The 16362-nt window shown below is 38.2% G+C and carries 13 protein-coding genes; 8 read left to right on the forward strand and 5 right to left on the reverse strand.

The window, feature by feature from the left end:
* Positions 1-176: 176 nt before the first annotated feature.
* From AAHM81_RS01020 to AAHM81_RS01045, 6 genes are all read left to right on the forward strand, one after another.
* The gene (locus AAHM81_RS01020) at positions 177-665 is read left to right on the forward strand and encodes a glutathione peroxidase (RefSeq protein WP_342265514.1); all 489 of its coding nucleotides are present in this window, start codon (positions 177-179) and stop codon (positions 663-665) included.
* A 208-nt stretch (positions 666-873) separates the two neighbouring features.
* A complete protein-coding gene (locus tag AAHM81_RS01025) occupies positions 874-2913 on the forward strand; it encodes a hypothetical protein (RefSeq protein ID WP_342265515.1) in 2040 nt (679 codons plus the stop codon).
* A gap of 209 nt (positions 2914-3122) precedes the next feature.
* On the forward strand, positions 3123-4787 hold the full coding sequence (locus AAHM81_RS01030; RefSeq protein ID WP_342265516.1) for an AAA family ATPase: 1665 nt from the start codon (positions 3123-3125) through the stop codon (positions 4785-4787).
* A 190-nt stretch (positions 4788-4977) separates the two neighbouring features.
* The gene (locus AAHM81_RS01035; protein ID WP_342265256.1) at positions 4978-5133 is read left to right on the forward strand and encodes a hypothetical protein; all 156 of its coding nucleotides are present in this window, start codon (positions 4978-4980) and stop codon (positions 5131-5133) included.
* A gap of 44 nt (positions 5134-5177) precedes the next feature.
* A complete protein-coding gene (tnpC, locus tag AAHM81_RS01040; protein WP_342265360.1) occupies positions 5178-6623 on the forward strand; it encodes an IS66 family transposase in 1446 nt (481 codons plus the stop codon).
* Positions 6616-6819, forward strand: a complete 204-nt coding sequence (locus tag AAHM81_RS01045) for a hypothetical protein (protein ID WP_342265517.1) — start codon at positions 6616-6618, stop codon at positions 6817-6819. Before tnpC ends, AAHM81_RS01045 begins: the two co-directional genes overlap by 8 nt.
* A 344-nt stretch (positions 6820-7163) precedes the next feature.
* Here the strand turns inward: AAHM81_RS01045 and prfB are convergent.
* Together prfB and AAHM81_RS01055 are read right to left on the reverse strand one after the other, a co-directional pair.
* Positions 7164-8238 (reverse strand): peptide chain release factor 2 gene (gene prfB, locus AAHM81_RS01050; protein ID WP_342265518.1). Its coding sequence is split into 2 segments (ribosomal slippage): positions 7164-8180 and positions 8182-8238, totalling 1074 coding nucleotides; the frame shifts between segments, so codons are not numbered across the junction.
* A gap of 18 nt (positions 8239-8256) precedes the next feature.
* Complete coding sequence (locus AAHM81_RS01055; RefSeq protein ID WP_342265519.1) at positions 8257-8976, reverse strand: hypothetical protein; 720 nt, start codon at positions 8974-8976, stop codon at positions 8257-8259.
* A 308-nt stretch (positions 8977-9284) separates the two neighbouring features.
* Here AAHM81_RS01055 and AAHM81_RS01060 point away from each other — a divergent pair, with 308 nt between their 5' ends.
* Together AAHM81_RS01060 and AAHM81_RS01065 are read left to right on the forward strand one after the other, a co-directional pair.
* Positions 9285-10355 carry an Mrp/NBP35 family ATP-binding protein gene (locus tag AAHM81_RS01060; protein ID WP_342265767.1) on the forward strand — a complete coding sequence of 357 codons (1071 nt, stop codon included), beginning with the start codon at positions 9285-9287 and terminating at the stop codon, positions 10353-10355.
* Positions 10356-10522: 167 nt separating this feature from the next.
* Positions 10523-10999 carry an HIT family protein gene (locus AAHM81_RS01065; protein ID WP_342265520.1) on the forward strand — a complete coding sequence of 159 codons (477 nt, stop codon included), beginning with the start codon at positions 10523-10525 and terminating at the stop codon, positions 10997-10999.
* A 67-nt stretch (positions 11000-11066) separates the two neighbouring features.
* Here the strand turns inward: AAHM81_RS01065 and AAHM81_RS01070 are convergent, their stop codons facing one another.
* The 3 genes from AAHM81_RS01070 to rpoC form a co-directional block, all read right to left on the reverse strand.
* The gene (locus AAHM81_RS01070; protein WP_342265521.1) at positions 11067-11426 is read right to left on the reverse strand and encodes a hypothetical protein; all 360 of its coding nucleotides are present in this window, start codon (positions 11424-11426) and stop codon (positions 11067-11069) included.
* A 226-nt stretch (positions 11427-11652) separates the two neighbouring features.
* Positions 11653-11865: a hypothetical protein gene (locus tag AAHM81_RS01075; RefSeq protein WP_342265522.1), complete on the reverse strand. Its 213-nt coding sequence runs from the start codon at positions 11863-11865 to the stop codon at positions 11653-11655.
* Positions 11866-12065: 200 nt separating this feature from the next.
* A complete protein-coding gene (gene rpoC, locus AAHM81_RS01080) occupies positions 12066-16361 on the reverse strand; it encodes a DNA-directed RNA polymerase subunit beta' (RefSeq protein ID WP_342265523.1) in 4296 nt (1431 codons plus the stop codon).
* Position 16362 lies beyond the last annotated feature (1 nt).

A 16362-nucleotide genomic window follows, 5' to 3' on the forward strand; every position in this document is an offset into this window, starting at 1 on the left:
TATGATATTGCATTTTAATATTATTAAGCTTAAATTAATAGCGCTTTCGCAAAGCGCCAATGCTGCATAAGCACGTTTTGCACGCAGTCTATTGCCAGTTTTGTTTAAACTGATTTTTTGCCATTTCATCCATTCTGCGCTTCTATGAAAGAGCGGCTATATCAATAGTATTGATTATGAGCAACCATGCAAATTTTTCCTTTACCTTATTAGATGGTACTACTTTTGATCTTGGTAGCGGTGTTGCGCAAGTGGTATTGGTGGTGAATACAGCTTCACGCTGTGGGTTTGCCCGTCAGTTTGATGCATTGCAAAAGCTACACGATCGTTACCATGCCCAAGGCTTTACCGTGCTTGGAGTGTCTTCTCAAAGCTTTGGAAAACAAGAGGTCGATATGGCGTGTGATATAGCAGCTGCTATAAAAAATAAGTGTAGTTCTGTTACTTTTCCTATTACACAGCTAACAGCTGTGCGTGGAAAAGCCATCCATCCATTTTATGCATGGGCTGCCACACAAGTCTCTATATGGGGGCGTCCAAAGTGGAATTTTCATAAATACTTGATAGGAAAAAATGGTGAATGCATCACATGGTTTTCTTCTGCAACAGATCCTTTGGCCCCAAAGGTAATAGAAGCAGTAGAAGCTGCACTAGGTCAAGACTAGTGGCCTACCTTTTCAGATAATAGCCTCCATTTCAGCGATTGTCTTATAAATGGCAACAATCTTTCAGTCAGTTTGTATTGTTTTTGTTTTAAGTTCAAAATCACATTTTTATAGTTAAATAAGTGTAAAAATTTGTTGTTTTAAACAAAAAAGTTTATGATTTAAAAACAAGGACTATTTTGTTCTTGTCCCTTTGGATTTTATAAAAATGGAAGATATGAATACTGATTATGCTCCCTCTTGCAAAGCCTATGTAGGCGATAATAAGCCCCCTATAGAGGCCCCTATTTCTGCCTGTTCCTCAGTTCGAAAACTACTATACCGTATTTTGTTAATGGCAGTATGTGGTAGTTGTCTGTTGTTAACAGGGTTTCTCGCGTGTTATAAAAAAAGTAATACTTCGCCCGAAGTAGTTCCACCTGCTGGTAAATTTATACCCTACACTTTCCCCAGATATGTAGGCAGTATCACCATTTTGGACAGAGCGAATCCGGTTTGTTGGAGTATAGTATCCTCTGCACCTTTTTATAAAAAAGACATAAAAGACAAAAAAGACATATCGAGACAATCGTTGTTTCGTTTATGTTTACATGATAAGGAATCCATCGATTTTGGAAATGTCGGGGATTGGCGTGCAATAGCAGCTGAATACTTTAGCAGTATTCCTTTTAAGCAGCATGCTATAAATCCCAATGCAAAATCCAAGTGGGCATCTTCCTTTATGGTTTGCCAAAGAACAAGTTCTGGCGATAAGCATACTTTTTCTTTAGATCTGGGTGATATGAAACTTCAAAGTGGCGAACAAGTGGGTTTTCTTTTGGTAAAAGATGGTTATTCTCCCGTTGATTTGGTAAAGCATCTGATAGAAACATCTGAGCCATGGCCCGATCAATCTCAGGTATGCATAAAATATTATTTAATACTCCCTGGACAGATTAGGAAATCGCTATTGCAATCTGAATATGCTTGCGATTCACTTATAGATTTAAATAGCTATTCAAAACCCTATTGTTATATTAAAAAAGAAGACCATTATTGTTTTATTCCATTAGAAAATCATCTACTCGAAGATAGAATGTCTTATGCAACATCTATTCAATGCGCTAATGGCGTTTCAAAAACAATGCAAACGGACATACCACAATCACGCACCATAGGAGAGGGGGAACCTTCTGATAACATGCAGAAACAGGCCAACGAAACATTTTGTAGCCAAAACGTACAATCAGAAATAAATCAACCATCTAACCAAGAAGTAAGCCTATTAAAGACTACACCTAAGCGGTCTAATAATGGCGCAAATCAGTATATCGATCTGCCATCTAGTCAGTGTAACACCTATCATAGTACGCCTAAGCAAGGTATTATCCTTCCTGCATTAAAACCACCCAACGAGCTGGTCCAAGACGAGGAGCGTGGTAGTCTAAGGGAAGAAAATAGCGAAAATGTTGAGTTGCTTGCAATGCATTTCGAAGGTAAAAATGCACAACAAGCATGGCTTTCAGATGAAGACTGCGACCTATCTTTACCGTGGACGGTTAATAATGAACCATTTAAGCATAACTCAGAGGAAGCGTCTGAAGATACTTTTAATTGCTCTGAAAGCTTTAATAATGATGTCCCAGAGCAGCAAAATATTTCACTGGGTGAAGGAGCATTTATCGGGCAAGATACCATGCAAATAATAAACCAATGGGACACCAAACGGGATGATATAGTAAAATCAGTTGAGCGCCTAATCCGATCATTAGAAACTGAGTATAATAGTGTTATAAAGTGTATAAAGGAAATACAACAATCTAAACTAGAGTCATATTATATAGAACATTTACAAAACATGATAGACAGCATAGAAGCGCAAAAACAATCATTAGATTTAAGTAATCTGTATAAGGATCTGGATGCTATTGCAGTTAGAAAAAACGAAGCAATAGAAACAAAAATATCCAATTCTGCATATAGTGTTTCCGTATTGACCACCGAGTTAAAGCCAAAATTAAACGAAATATTGCAGCATCTAGATGAGTTAAAAGAAAACTTGGCATTTTTAGAAGCTTCGTCCAAACGCGATAGTCAAGAAAAACTAGAAAATCTGAATAAAACTCTAGAGCAGCGTACCATAAACCAAATAATAGACAAAATACCAAAAAAAATAGAAGAATTGAAATTAATAAAGCGCGAGCTTAATTCTAATGATTTAGATTTAAACTTAAAATTGTGGAACTTTATCCACCCAAGTGTCATGTAAATTATTTTTCTGTTGTTGCCATATAGTTCACTCAATGCCGTTAACCTAGGTGGATTTATGGTATATATAATTTATTTTCAGCGATATAAATAATATTAGCCAGTTTAAAACTTTCCTTACCGATCTAATAATTCATACATCTAAATTTTACCTTATATTCGTCTTGGTATGGTTTGGTTTATAACAAATGATCAATATAAGGAGATAAAATGATGCGTAAGATAGATGCACTGCCGATTGGCTACTCAGATGTTAAATCAGTGATTGAAACAGGCTACTACGTAGATAAAACAAGATATGCACAAGCATTGATTGAAAAGAGGAATCCTATCTTTATAGCCCGTCCTCGTAGATTTGGCAAGTCTTTATTTATCGACACACTAGCTACCATATGCAACGGTGAACAAGAAGTATTTAAAGACTATCATATAGGTAAACCGGAAAATGGGTATGAATGGAAGAAGTATCCAGTAATTAATTTGGACCTGTCTAGGTTGACCAATGATACACCAGAGGAATTAAAAAAATCGATCAAAAGCGCTCTAAAAAAAATAGCCTGGCTATATGGATTCGTAATAGAGGACCAGACTATCAAAGACACTTTAGAGAATTTAGTCTTGCAGTTGGTAAACTTAAACAGCGCTAGCTCCAAGAAAGAGATCAGGCAATGTAATTATGAGTCTAAAATAGTAGTATTGATAGACGAATATGATGCACCAATTGTTCATCTAACCAAAGGCTCCGATCTAGAGCAATCCAATATAAAGGTTATGAAAGATTTCTTTATGACTTTGAAATCCCTCAACAAATATTTTCAATTTACCTTTATCACTGGGGTAAGCAAATTCAGTTTATCTGATGTGTTTTCAGGTGCCAATCATTTAAAAGACATTACCATTGATGCATCTGCGGATGCTATGTTTGGTTACACGCAAGAAGAAATGCTAACCACATTCTCAAACAATTTGAAAGATATTGCTGAAAAATGGAGCGAAAAAGAAAACAAAAAAGTCACTGAATCAGAAGTAATGCAGCGTATTGCAGCTTATTACAATGGGTATAGATTTCATCAGAATGGTCTAAGTGTATACAATCCGTGGTCTACGCTACGATTTTTAGACTCTGGCGAACTAGCCAACTACTGGTACGAGTCAGGCAGTCCAAGCTTACTCATTAATCAGATGCTAGCAGATCCTGATAGGTTTGATATGAATATGGAAAACTTCCAAATAGAGGCCGTCAGAGAAGAGTTAATGTATACAGAAAGCAGAAATGAGATTAGCTTAAAGTCTCTGATGTTTCAAACCGGCTATCTGACCATTGACGATTATAATGAAGCTACCAGTCTATATAGATTAAAATTTCCCAATAAAGAAATAGCAGCGTCTTTCCAGAAAAGTATACAGTCTAGTTTAGAAAAGAGCGTAAAGGATTATTTTATTCAAGAACGAGATACCATCAGAAACGCCTTATCTGCTAAAAAAATTGAAACTTTTATAGATCACATCAATACAGTTTTTGCTACACTTCCTTATTACCTGGATACCAAACAAGAAAAACAATACCATAGCAATTTACATATGCTGCTACAAGGATTGGGCTTTTTAGGTGGTAGGAGAATGCAGATGTATAGTGAATCCGCTTCCAGCCAAGGCAGGTCAGATATTGTTTTAGAATTAGGCACAGCCATCTATATTATAGAGCTTAAGTATAAATCCACTGGTCAAATGGCCTTAGATCAAATCAAAGCAACCGGGTATTATAAGCCTTACTTACTCAGACAAAAAGCCCTTATACTTTTAGGTCTTAACTTTAATGAGGAAACCAGAATGATAGATAGTTGGGCACATGAAACCGTAAACAGAGAAGTATAATGGACTGATTTATTACGACAAATTTTCAATAATTTTGTTTCCTACTTTTTCCCATTTGCCAGCCTACCTTTTATAAAGTATCTATTCACGTCACTGGTTAATAATGAATTGTATTCCACTTTTTTCTTGATAAAAAAGTGGACAAAAAATCAAGCCCTCGGTAAAAAGTTGGGGACCTCATCCCTTACAGATGGAAAAACAGAAGTCGCCCGCTGCGCGGGCTTCAAAGGAATCTGTTTTTCCTAATCATCTGCAAGGGATGAGGCCTATTTCCCAACTTTTTACAGGGGCATTTTTCGTAACGATTCAGCGGTGTGGTTTTTTAGGGTTGCAAAATCTCAAATAACTTTTTAAGTTTAGTTTTCTTTAGTTTCATTCCACATCAAAGAGATGGATTCTTTATCCTCGATAGTTATTTCCTTACAATCAGAAATTAGCCTTCTCAAATCGAGTATTAGCGTGCTAGAGGCAGATAATGCCGCATTGCGTGGAGAGATTGCCGTATTAACCGCTAACAATAGTTCTTTAAAAGAAGTTATTACCTCTCTATCGGCCGCCAATAAATCTTTAAGTGAAGAAAATTGCAAATTAAAAGACAAGTTAGGTCTCACCTCTAAAACTTCCTCGATTCCTAGTTCCAAGGAATTATATAAGATCAAGCGTAATAAAGTAAAAAGCACACGTAACAGAGGCGGTCAACCTGGCCATCCAGGTACTACCCGTACCAAGCTGTTAGCAGATGAAGTTATTGAGTTATCTATTTCAGATTCATGTTCCTGTGGTGGTCATGTATCGATGGCTGCCAAGCCTTATATTCATCAAAAAATAGATATTCCGGAGATCAAGCCACATGTAATCAATTATCATGTGCACCATGGACGTTGCAGACAATGTGGCAAACGCCATACTGCTTCTCTTCCTCAAGGTGTTACCTCAGATACCTTTGGTCCTAGAATTAAATCAGTGATTAGTTCCCTAACAGGCTTTTATAAAAACTCGAAGCAGGAAGTTCGCCATATATTAAAAGATATTTTTAACCTTGATATCAGTCTTGGTAGCATCTCTAATAGCGAAGGAAGGGTAGCCTCTAAGTGTCAATCAGCCTACCAATCAATAGAAGCAGCCATTAGAGCAAGTCAGGTACTACATATAGACGAAACTGGTCATTTTAATAGTGGTAAACTAGGTTGGTGCTGGATTTTTACTAATCCTATGGTTACCCTCCTTAAACTAACAAAATCCAGAAGTAAGAAAATTTTAGAAAGTAGTGGATTAAAACCTAAGAAACAGATTATTGTTAGTGATAGATATGCGGCCTACAATTACTTTCCACCTACCCATCGGCAACTCTGTTGGTCACACTTAGCCAGAGATTTTGAAAGATTTGCTCATAGTTGCCATAGTGGCGTTAAAGTATTGGGTTTTTATTTAAAAAAGATGGCTAGTGAACTATTTTCCTTACATCGAGCCTTTGCCAAAGATACTATAGAGCTGTTTACCTTTTTAAGACGCATTAGAAAATTGCGTAAACGGATCTGGTATGGCCTAAAAGCTATTGCTAGCACACCAGGGGCGGTCCAGGCTAATCGAGTAGCCAGAAATATCATGAGAGCAGAGCCTATGCTGTGGAAATTTTGCAAAGATCCACTAAACATTCCCCTGACTAATAACTTGGCCGAAAGACAAATCAGGCATTACGTCCTATATCGTAAAAACTGCTACTTTACGCAATCCGAACGGGGCAATAGATTCGTAGAGCGAATCATCTCTTTGTACCTAACCTGGAGACAACAAAACCTAAATCCTTTCAAACAACTCCAAAATATTATTGCCTAAAAACCACACCCCTGAAAGGATACCATTTTTCTACTATGGACATAGCGTTAAACGCATACGCTACGTTTGGCTGAAAAAGCAAGTGGCTAGTCCATTACCAGCCCCCGCGTCTCCTTCGATAAAAAAATGGCGCTCTAGTAAAACACTAACACCTGAGCGATATATTTTTCAGCGGATTAGAAAATCGTCTGTTTGAAGCCCGCTTGCGGGCTGAGTTCACGATTTTCCCGCTGAAAAATGTATCGATTCAGCTATTTACTATCGGGCCAGACTTTTTATCGAAGGAGATAAGGCGGCCAGCCAGAGGCGTGAATGGATACTTTATAAATATTCAAGATAGAGATGCATAGGTTTTTGATATTTAATACTAGAATAAAATCGTTGAATCTTCTTTTAGTAAAGCTAAAACTATTTTAGTCTTTTCTTCCGAGCTACAACTTCTAATCTTTTTCTGCCCATTTTGATAACTCTATTGTAACATGGTTAAGCTAAAATATACAGAAACAAATTATCACTTTTTTGTCCGAATGCTTCAGTCCACTATAGTTGTAATAAATACGCTTTTATAAACCCATCCAGATCTCCATCTAGAACATTTTCTACATCTTTTCGCTCATATCCAGTTCGATTATCTTTAATAGTTTTATAAGGATGCAATACATAACTCCTAATCTGAGCGCCAAACTCAATCTTTTTTTTGCTCTGTTCTATTTGTTGCTGTTTAGCTCTTCTCTTTTCTAATTCTTGTTGATAGAGTTTAGATTTAAGCAATTGCAAGGCTTTATCCCTATTTTGTAGTTGAGAACGCTCTTGTTGACACTCTACCACAGTGCCAGAGGGAATATGCTTGACACGAACAGCTGTCTCTACTTTATTGACATTTTGACCTCCAGCTCCACCAGATCGAAAAGTATCCCAGCTTAAATCTGCAGGGCTTATTTCAATTTTTATGGAATCATCGATCACAGGCGCTGCATATATAGAAGCAAACGAAGTATGCCGTTTGCCTGCAGCATCAAAAGGAGAGAGCCGAACCAAACGATGAATACCCACTTCCGCTTTTATATATCCATACGCATAGGGGCCAATTATCTCTAATGTAACAGCCTTGATGCCGGCACTATCTCCTGGTTGATAGTGTATCGTTTTAACCATATAACCTTTTTTGGTGGCCCACATAGTATACATACGAACCAGCATATAGGCCCAATCTTGGCTTTCTGTGCCACCTGCACCCGGCTTTATATCTATAATAGCATCTAAATGATCCTCTTGGCCATTCAACATTTTTTTTAATTCAACTTCCTCTAATAAGGTAACAAGAGATGATGATACAAGCTCTAACTCATCTTGCAGCCCTGTGTCCTCTGAAAATAAGACTTCTAATAACAGCAGCTCTTCCCACTGTTCCTGTAGCCTATTGAATTGATCAATGACTTCTTTTAAGCATTTAATTTGTTGAATGGTTTGCTGGGCCTGCGCTGGATTAGACCAAAATGAAGGGGCTGCAACTGCTTCTTCTAGTAGCTGAAGTTGACTGGTTTTACCAGCATAGTCAAAGACAGTCTTTTAAAGTCTCTATTCTTTCTTCTAAATGGCTATATTTGGTTTGCATAACATTTATTTTAAACATTTATTTCACATAGTGAACGCGATTCCCTATAGACTCTTCTATTTGATCAGGTGCGAAGACATAGTGGGTAATGCGTACAGCTTTTTTATCCTTGGTGAGCTCACTCAGAGGATTGCTAAAACTTTCAATTTCTTTATCGAAGGTATAGATGGTCGTATAGGTGGTTTCCTTAAAAAAGGAAGCCAAATCTAAACTTTTAATCAAGCAATTATCATATTGTTGATAAAAGAGTATTTTTTGTGCAACACCATTGACATCCTGACGAACAAAGAGTCCATCATCAAGGCTAAAATAGGTTATTTTAGAAGGGTCCAAGCCTTTGTTAATTTTTCGTATGGCTTTATTGAGCGCTTGAATGGTATTAAATCTAAAGGCTAGCTGAAAATTAAGCATCTTTTCATTATAACTCACAGAGACCTGGCTGATATCAGCTATTTTCTCAAAACGCTCTTGAGCTTTACTAAAAGCTTTATACCCAATAGATTTAGTGATACCTTCAGATTTATAGTCTTTATTTAAATATTTAATCACCGAAATCAATTTACTGGTCTTGGTTAAATCTACTTCAATGCTAAATTGACCAGATCCATCTTCATTAAAATGGGCTTTTTCTATAAAATCTACCCCTAAGGCAAGGGTACTAGAAATAGATCTAAAAAAAAAGAGGAATACAAAAAACAAGCATACAAAAACTATAAACCCAACTTTTCTTGGCTGCATACGCATAAAGATTAGAGAAATAAAATCAAAAAATATAGAATAAGTCTTACATTTAAAACTTATTTTTCCTTAACAATTGTATATAGTGATATAATTTCTATTAAACAATAGGTACAATTTTTGTAATCTGGATGTAATCAAAGATGCAGGTATAGCGTTTGATCGATTGCATGGACCCCAATGGGCCCAATTTATAAAAATTTTATAAATTTTATCTTATTTTAGAGAGTTTATTGGTTAGGAATATGGTGCCATTCGCCTATTTATCATCAGCACCAAATGGATCTAGTGAACCCCAACAAGCAAGCATGAACAACGTAAAAACAAAGGTATTAGAAGCTTTACGTAAGGTAGATGATCCTGATTTAAAGAAAGATCTTGTGTCTTTAGGCATGATTGATAAGCTGCATATAGATGGCACCACTATTTCTTTTACCATTATATTGACTACTCCAGCGTGTCCGTTGCAAGAAGTGATCAAACGGGCTTGTATACAAGCGATTCATGCAGCAGTAATGGATGAGTTTGAGATTGTCATTACCTTCACAGCAAAAGTTACTTCGGGGCGTTCTTCCTCCTCCGTGCTACCTGGTGTTAAAAACATCATTGCGATTGCTTCTGGAAAGGGTGGTGTTGGAAAATCTACCATTGCGACCCATTTGGCGCTTGCACTATCCAACAGTGGTGCGCATGTAGGACTTTTAGATGCAGATATATTTGGCCCCTCTATTCCCACCATGTGGGGTTGTGTAACCAGTAGACCAACTGTGATGAAACGAGATGGCAAGAACCATATCATTCCTATAAACCGTTACAACGTGCAATTGCTTTCCATTGGATTTTTATCCAATATGCAGGAGGCGATTGTATGGCGTGGGCCTATGGCCAGTGCGGCTTTTAAACAATTATTACAAGATACGGATTGGGGTACATTAGACTATTTACTCATCGATCTTCCCCCCGGAACCAGTGATATTCACCTTACATTGGTGCAAACAGTTTCCATTACAGGCGCTATAGTGGTTACTACACCGCAAAAAATCGCATTAATCGATGCTACAAAGGCAATTGCCATGTTTAGAAAAGAGCAGATCAGGGTACCAATCTTAGGGTTGATCGAAAATATGTCCTACTTTCTAACAGAACAAAAAAATGGAAGCAAGCCTCATTATATTTTTGGAAAGGATGGAGGCAAACGGTTAGCAGAACAAGCATCCATACCTTTTTTAGGCCAAATTCCGCTACTTTCCATGATTTGTCAACATGGTGATTTGGGTACCATGCCAGCTAAACCCATTATGCCTTTTCATACAATTGCTAAAATGCTCGCACAACAAATCTCTATTCAAAATGCTACCTACAAGCAGGATAATCAATAGATTTCTTGTAAAACAGGCTTTGGCATCCCTACTGTTTGTCGTTGCTAATACAGAAATTTGACCACGCGCTATTGCACTAGCCTTGGTTTGTTTAAATTTGTTGGCTAAATTTAATGGACTAAGATGGTTAGAAAAGATTCCAGCAAGCATAACATGCCTAAAGTGCCATGCAAACACCTACAAATCTATCCACACAAGAATGTATCTTTTGTCAGATCGTAATGGGGCTAGCACCGTGTCATAAGATATGGGAAGATAGAGGCTATATGGCTTTTTTATCGATATTTCCTAATACAGAAGGGTTTACAGTGGTGATCCCCAAGCACCACTTGACTAGCTATATTTTTGACCATCCATCAGAAGAGATCAATAACTTAATGGAAGCAGCTAAACAGGTATCTAATCTATTGGTCAGTAGATTTCCAACTGTTGGGCGAACAGCCCTTGTCTTTGAAGGGTATGGCGTAGACCACCTACATGCTAAACTAATCCCATTACATAGAACCAAAGGGAGTAGTTGGAAGCGGCATGTATCCACTATTAAAACAAAATTTGATAGCTACCCTGGCTATATTTCTTCTCACGATGCAGAACGGGAATCAGATGAAAAATTAGCAGCAATAGCTAGTTTTTTAAAAAATTAGCAGCTATTTAGCCAATGGCGACCCTATCGTTTAATGATTATGGCAGCATAGCCATTGTAGAATCTGCCTAGCCACATCTAGAAGGCCTTGGTGTAGCTTTTGCCCTTGAGTTATTTAGACTAATCGCCACATAGGTTGCCAACTCCCAAACACCATAAGCTATTATGCCCACTGCAATCACCTTTGTAATGCTTTTCACAGTACTCCATGTGCAATATTGGCCAAATTGACCAAACCTATCCCTTAAGTTTACGCCTGTTTCTGTTTCTTCATTGACCTGCCTATCTTCTAATACCTGCAGAGTTAGGGTTTCCTGAGGAGGGTCGTTATGACGTAGCTCTTTCCTGGCATGAGCACAAGACGTTAAGAAGGCAAAAACCAATAGCTCACTCAATAAGACTAACCTAAGATAGCTGTTTTTTTTCACAGTATAAACGCTTCATCATGCTGCAATTCATCACAAACAGTAAGCAATATTATTTAATACAATAGCCTAAGCATTTATAATTATTAACTTCATTTGTGTAATGTATTCAAAATATCCGCCTACCCACTCACCTACTACTTACAAAAAAGTAAATCTATTTCCAAATATATATACTTAAAACTACTGGGAGGTGTGAAGTTTCAACAGAAACGCTACAAAAAGTGATTTATAAAAATATAAAATTATAGCAGATTATGTAGGATTGTGGGTAAGTTGTTAAACTTATCCATAATCCTATATAATGTATCTGTTCAACACTATGGCCATAGTAATACAATGCCCCTGTAAAAAGTTTCGAAATAGAAGCCACCCCTTGCAGATGATTAGGAAAAACAGATTCCTTTGAAGCCCGCGCAGCGGGCGACTTCTGTTTTTCCATCTGTAAGGGGTGGGTTCCGGAACTTTTTGCCGAGGGCTTGATTTTTTGGCCACTTTTTTATCAAGGAAAAAGTGGAATAAAATTCCTTATTAACCAGTGACGTGAATAGATACTATATAATAGCATTATGGATAATAAAACTCGTAAGATTAAATGAAAAAGAAAAATATCTCACTTCTGTTCAAGTATCACCCATTCATCTATCCTGCTGTTGCAGCAACTTTAGCAGAGACCAAAGCATCGTACTCTTTTTTAGCAGTTACGACCAATTTTTCATAGCGGCGCATACCAGTTCCAGCAGGAATCAAATGACCTACAATAATATTCTCTTTCAATCCTTTTAGCTTATCATACTTGGCGCTAATACCTGCATCACTCAATACCTTAGCTGTTTCTTGGAAAGAAGCTGCAGATAAGAAGCTTTCTGTAGCCAAGGAGATTTGTGTAATACCTTGCAATTTTGGCTGAGCAACAGCTAATTCTATCGGCTTTGCTTCTACAGGTACCAACCCTTGTGCCTTAAGTTTCTCGTTCTCTTGTTGCAACCTACTAGAAGAAACAAATTGCCCCTGTTTAAATAGTTTAGAATCTCCGGGTGCTAACACAATAGACTTATCACGAATTCTGTCATTCTCCTCAAAGAATTTGACTTTATCAATGATTTGTCCATGCAACAGGGCGGTATCTCCTGGATCAGTTACCTCTACTTTACGCATCATCTGCTTGATGATGATTTCAATATGTTTGTTATTGATTTTCTCGCCTTGTAAACGGTATACGTTTTGCAACTCATTCATGATATACTCCTGAGCAACCAATGGACCTTTTGTAACCAACAGATCAGCAGCAGCTACTGCACCATCTGTGATCACCTCTCCTACTTTAACATAGTCGTTATCTTGAACCAGAATATGTTTAGACAATGGGATCATATATTTGACCTGTATGCCTTCTTTAGATTCAATAAAAATTTCTCTATTGCCTCTTTTAATACCCCCATAGGTTACCACCCCACTCAACTCACTAATAAAGGCAGTATTGGCAGGCTTCCTTGCCTCAAAAAGCTCAACTACACGTGGCAAACCACCAGTAATATCTCGAGATTGATTGATAATACGGGGAACCCTAGCAAGTACTTCTCCTTTATGCACTTTGTCTCCTACTTCTACGGCTAACTGTGCTTTAATAGGAAGGGTATAGGAGGCAATGGTCACACCGGCATCATCACATAAAACTACACTTGGATGTTTGGTCTTATCTCTAGATTCAATCATGACCTTTGCTTTACGACCAGTTTGTTCATCAAACTCTTCTTGATAGGTAATACCCTCCTCAAGGCCTAGGAAGTTCACCATACCATCTTGTGTAGCCAATAACACCACATTATAAGGATCCCAATGGTAAAGCTCTTGATCGTAACTTATAATTTGATTATTTTTTACCTTAAGATGAGAACCATATGGTAAGTGGCTGCTAATTAATACTTTTCTTGTATCAACATCTAAGATCTGCAACTCAGCAGAGCGACTCATGACCACTTCTACTGGCTGACCATTTGCATCCACATAGCTGGTAACGATCAGGTCTTCAAAATTTACCACACCTGCATATTTGGCTTTGACCTTAGCATCAACGGTGACGTTAGAGGCAATACCTCCTACATGGAAGGTTCTCATGGTAAGCTGTGTACCAGGCTGACCAATGGATTGTGCAGCAATAACCCCCACTGCTTCACCAACAGATACCATATTGCCTGTGGCTAAGTTTCGACCATAACATTTTACACAAACTCCTTGAGATAAATCACATGTCAATACAGAACGTACCAATACTTCTTCAAGGCCAACCTTTTCAATATTAGCAGCAATTTGCTCATCAATTGCCTGGCCACGCGCAACCAGCAATGCACCTGTTTGAGGATCCAAAACATCCTCTACAACCACACGCCCTAGAATACGTTCTGCAAGGGATTCAACCACTCTATTTTCAACTTTCACCGCAGTAACACTAATACCCTTAAGGGTAGCGCAATCTTCTTCAATAACGGTTAAGTCTTGAGCTACATCTACCAACCTTCTGGTTAGGTAACCTGCATCTGCTGTTTTCAAAGCAGTATCAGCCAATCCCTTTCTAGCACCATGCGTAGCAATAAAATATTCAATCACATTCAACCCCTCTTGGAAGTTAGAAATAATAGGATGCTCAATAATTTCGCCTACAGCACCTTGTGTGCTTTTTTGAGGCCTACCAATTAATCCTTTCATACCACCCAACTGACGCACCTGTTCGCGGGATCCCCTTGCACCAGAAATCATCATCATGTAAACGGAATTAAAGGCGTCTTGATCTTGCTCCAACTGTTCCATGAGTTGGTTGGTAATACGTGTATTGGTTCTGGTCCAAACGTCGATAACTTGGTTGTATCTTTCATTATCGGTTATCAACCCCAACATATAATTGCCCCAAATGGACTCTACCTCTGTGGTAGCTTGGGCAATGAGTTCATGTTTATTATCAGGTATCTTTACATCATCTAGCCCAATGGTCATCCCTGCCTTGAATGCAGTATTGAACCCTAAAGCTTTAATATTATCTAAAAACTCGACGGTAACAACTGTACCAAATTTACTGTACATATCTGTTACAATGCGCTGCATATTCCGCACATTAAGGGTTTCGTTCACAAAGGCCATTCCAGTTGGACAATATTCATTGAACAATACTCTACCAACTGTCGTTTCTATAAACGCATGCTCGACCCTACCATCTGCATGCGTAGTAGGAAGTCGAAGTTTGATGTAAGCATGTTTAGAAACCTTTTCATGTGCCAATGCAATCAATACTTCCTCAGGCGCATAAAAAGACATCCCCTCCCCTAATACAAAATGATCGGGCGTACTACGCCTGCCTTTGGTGAGGTAATGCAATCCTAAAATCATATCACGAGATGGAATGGTAATAGGAATGCCATTGGAGGGATTCAATACATTGTAGGATGCCAACATCAGTAATGAGGCTTCGGCAATGGCCTCCTGCCCAAGCGGAACGTGAACAGCCATTTGATCCCCATCAAAATCGGCATTGAAAGCAGTACAAACCAAAGGGTGTAGTTGAATGGCTTTACCTTCAATCAACTTAGGTTGAAAGGCTTGTATACCTAATCGGTGTAGGGTTGGTGCACGGTTGAGCAATACGGGATGGCCTTTGAGTACATTCTCCAATACATCCCAAATAACCGGATCTTTTTCTTCTATTAACCTTTTAGCAACTTTTACAGTTTCTGCTACACCACGCTCTATAAGCCTACGTATGATAAAGGGCATAAATAACTCAACGGCCATCTCTTTAGGCAACCCGCACTCGTGTAACCGCAACTCAGGCCCCACCACAATAACAGATCTACCGGAATAATCCACACGTTTACCGAGCAAATTCTGCCTAAAACGGCCTTGCTTACCTTTCAACATATCGGAAAGGGATTTTAATGGCCGAATACCCTCCGAAGCAACAGAATTTACCTTACGGGAATTATCAAATAAAGAATCGACAGCTTCCTGCAACATACGCATTTCATTACGTATGATGATCTGAGGAGCCTTGATATCTAACAATCTTTTGAGTCTATTGTTTCTAATAATAACCCTTCTATAAAGGTCATTTAAGTCAGAAGTAGCGAACTTACCACCGCCCAATGAGAAAAGAGGACGCAGTTCAGGAGGAATAACAGGCAATATACGCATCACCATCCATTCTGGACGATTTTCTACTTTCTTATGGACATCTCTAAATCCTTCTACAATTTTTAACCTTTTAACAATTTCTAGTCGACGTTGTTGAGAAGCATCGGTGAGTAGTTGTTCTCTTAATTCAACTGAAAGCTTTTCTAAGTCCAGCCCCTTTAATGCACGTTCAATAGCTTCTGAGCCAATGAGTGCAATAAATTTATTTGGATCTGAATTGCTGAGTAATTGATTGTCTTCGGGTAACTGATCTAGAATATCCAAGTACTCATCCTCGGAGAGAAGATCCATGGCAGCTATACCATCTTCTTTTTTAATACCAGGTTGAATCACTACATAACGCTCATAGTATACAATCTGCTCCACTTTTTTAGTAGGTATACCGAGCAAATAACTAATCTTGCTAGGGAGCACTCTAAAGTACCAAATATGCGTGACTGGTACTACCAATTCAATGTGGCCCACCCGTTGCCTACGCTGTTTCTTTTCTGTAATTTCAACACCACACCTATCGCATACAATGCCTTTATAGCGAATGCCTTTGTATTTACCACAATGGCACTCCCAGTCTTTTACAGGGCCAAATATACGCTCACAAAACAACCCTTTGGTTTCAGGCTTATGGGTTCTATAATTAATGGTTTCTGGAAGGGTCACTTCCCCCGATGAACGAGATAAAATAACCTCTGGGGAGGAAAGACTGGCAATAATACCAGAAAATTGAGTGGATTGTGCCCTGTTTCTTTTAAACTTCATA

This window comes from Cardinium endosymbiont of Philonthus spinipes (assembly GCF_964030745.1).
In the GTDB taxonomy this organism is placed as follows: Bacteria; Bacteroidota; Bacteroidia; order Cytophagales; family Amoebophilaceae; genus Cardinium.

Excerpts from the sequence above, each read along its gene's own strand:
- AAHM81_RS01020 (WP_342265514.1), top strand. The coding sequence starts at position 177 with ATGAGCAACCATGCAAATTTTTCCTTTACCTTATTAGATGGTACTACT.
- AAHM81_RS01025 (WP_342265515.1), top strand. The coding sequence starts at position 874 with ATGGAAGATATGAATACTGATTATGCTCCCTCTTGCAAAGCCTATGTA.
- AAHM81_RS01030 (WP_342265516.1), top strand. The coding sequence starts at position 3,123 with ATGATGCGTAAGATAGATGCACTGCCGATTGGCTACTCAGATGTTAAA.
- AAHM81_RS01035 (WP_342265256.1), top strand. The coding sequence starts at position 4,978 with ATGGAAAAACAGAAGTCGCCCGCTGCGCGGGCTTCAAAGGAATCTGTT.
- tnpC (WP_342265360.1), top strand. The coding sequence starts at position 5,178 with ATGGATTCTTTATCCTCGATAGTTATTTCCTTACAATCAGAAATTAGC.
- AAHM81_RS01055 (WP_342265519.1), bottom strand. The coding sequence starts at position 8,976 with ATGCAGCCAAGAAAAGTTGGGTTTATAGTTTTTGTATGCTTGTTTTTT.
- AAHM81_RS01060 (WP_342265767.1), top strand. The coding sequence starts at position 9,285 with ATGAACAACGTAAAAACAAAGGTATTAGAAGCTTTACGTAAGGTAGAT.
- AAHM81_RS01065 (WP_342265520.1), top strand. The coding sequence starts at position 10,523 with ATGCAAACACCTACAAATCTATCCACACAAGAATGTATCTTTTGTCAG.
- AAHM81_RS01075 (WP_342265522.1), bottom strand. The coding sequence starts at position 11,865 with ATGGAAAAACAGAAGTCGCCCGCTGCGCGGGCTTCAAAGGAATCTGTT.
- rpoC (WP_342265523.1), bottom strand. The coding sequence starts at position 16,361 with ATGAAGTTTAAAAGAAACAGGGCACAATCCACTCAATTTTCTGGTATT.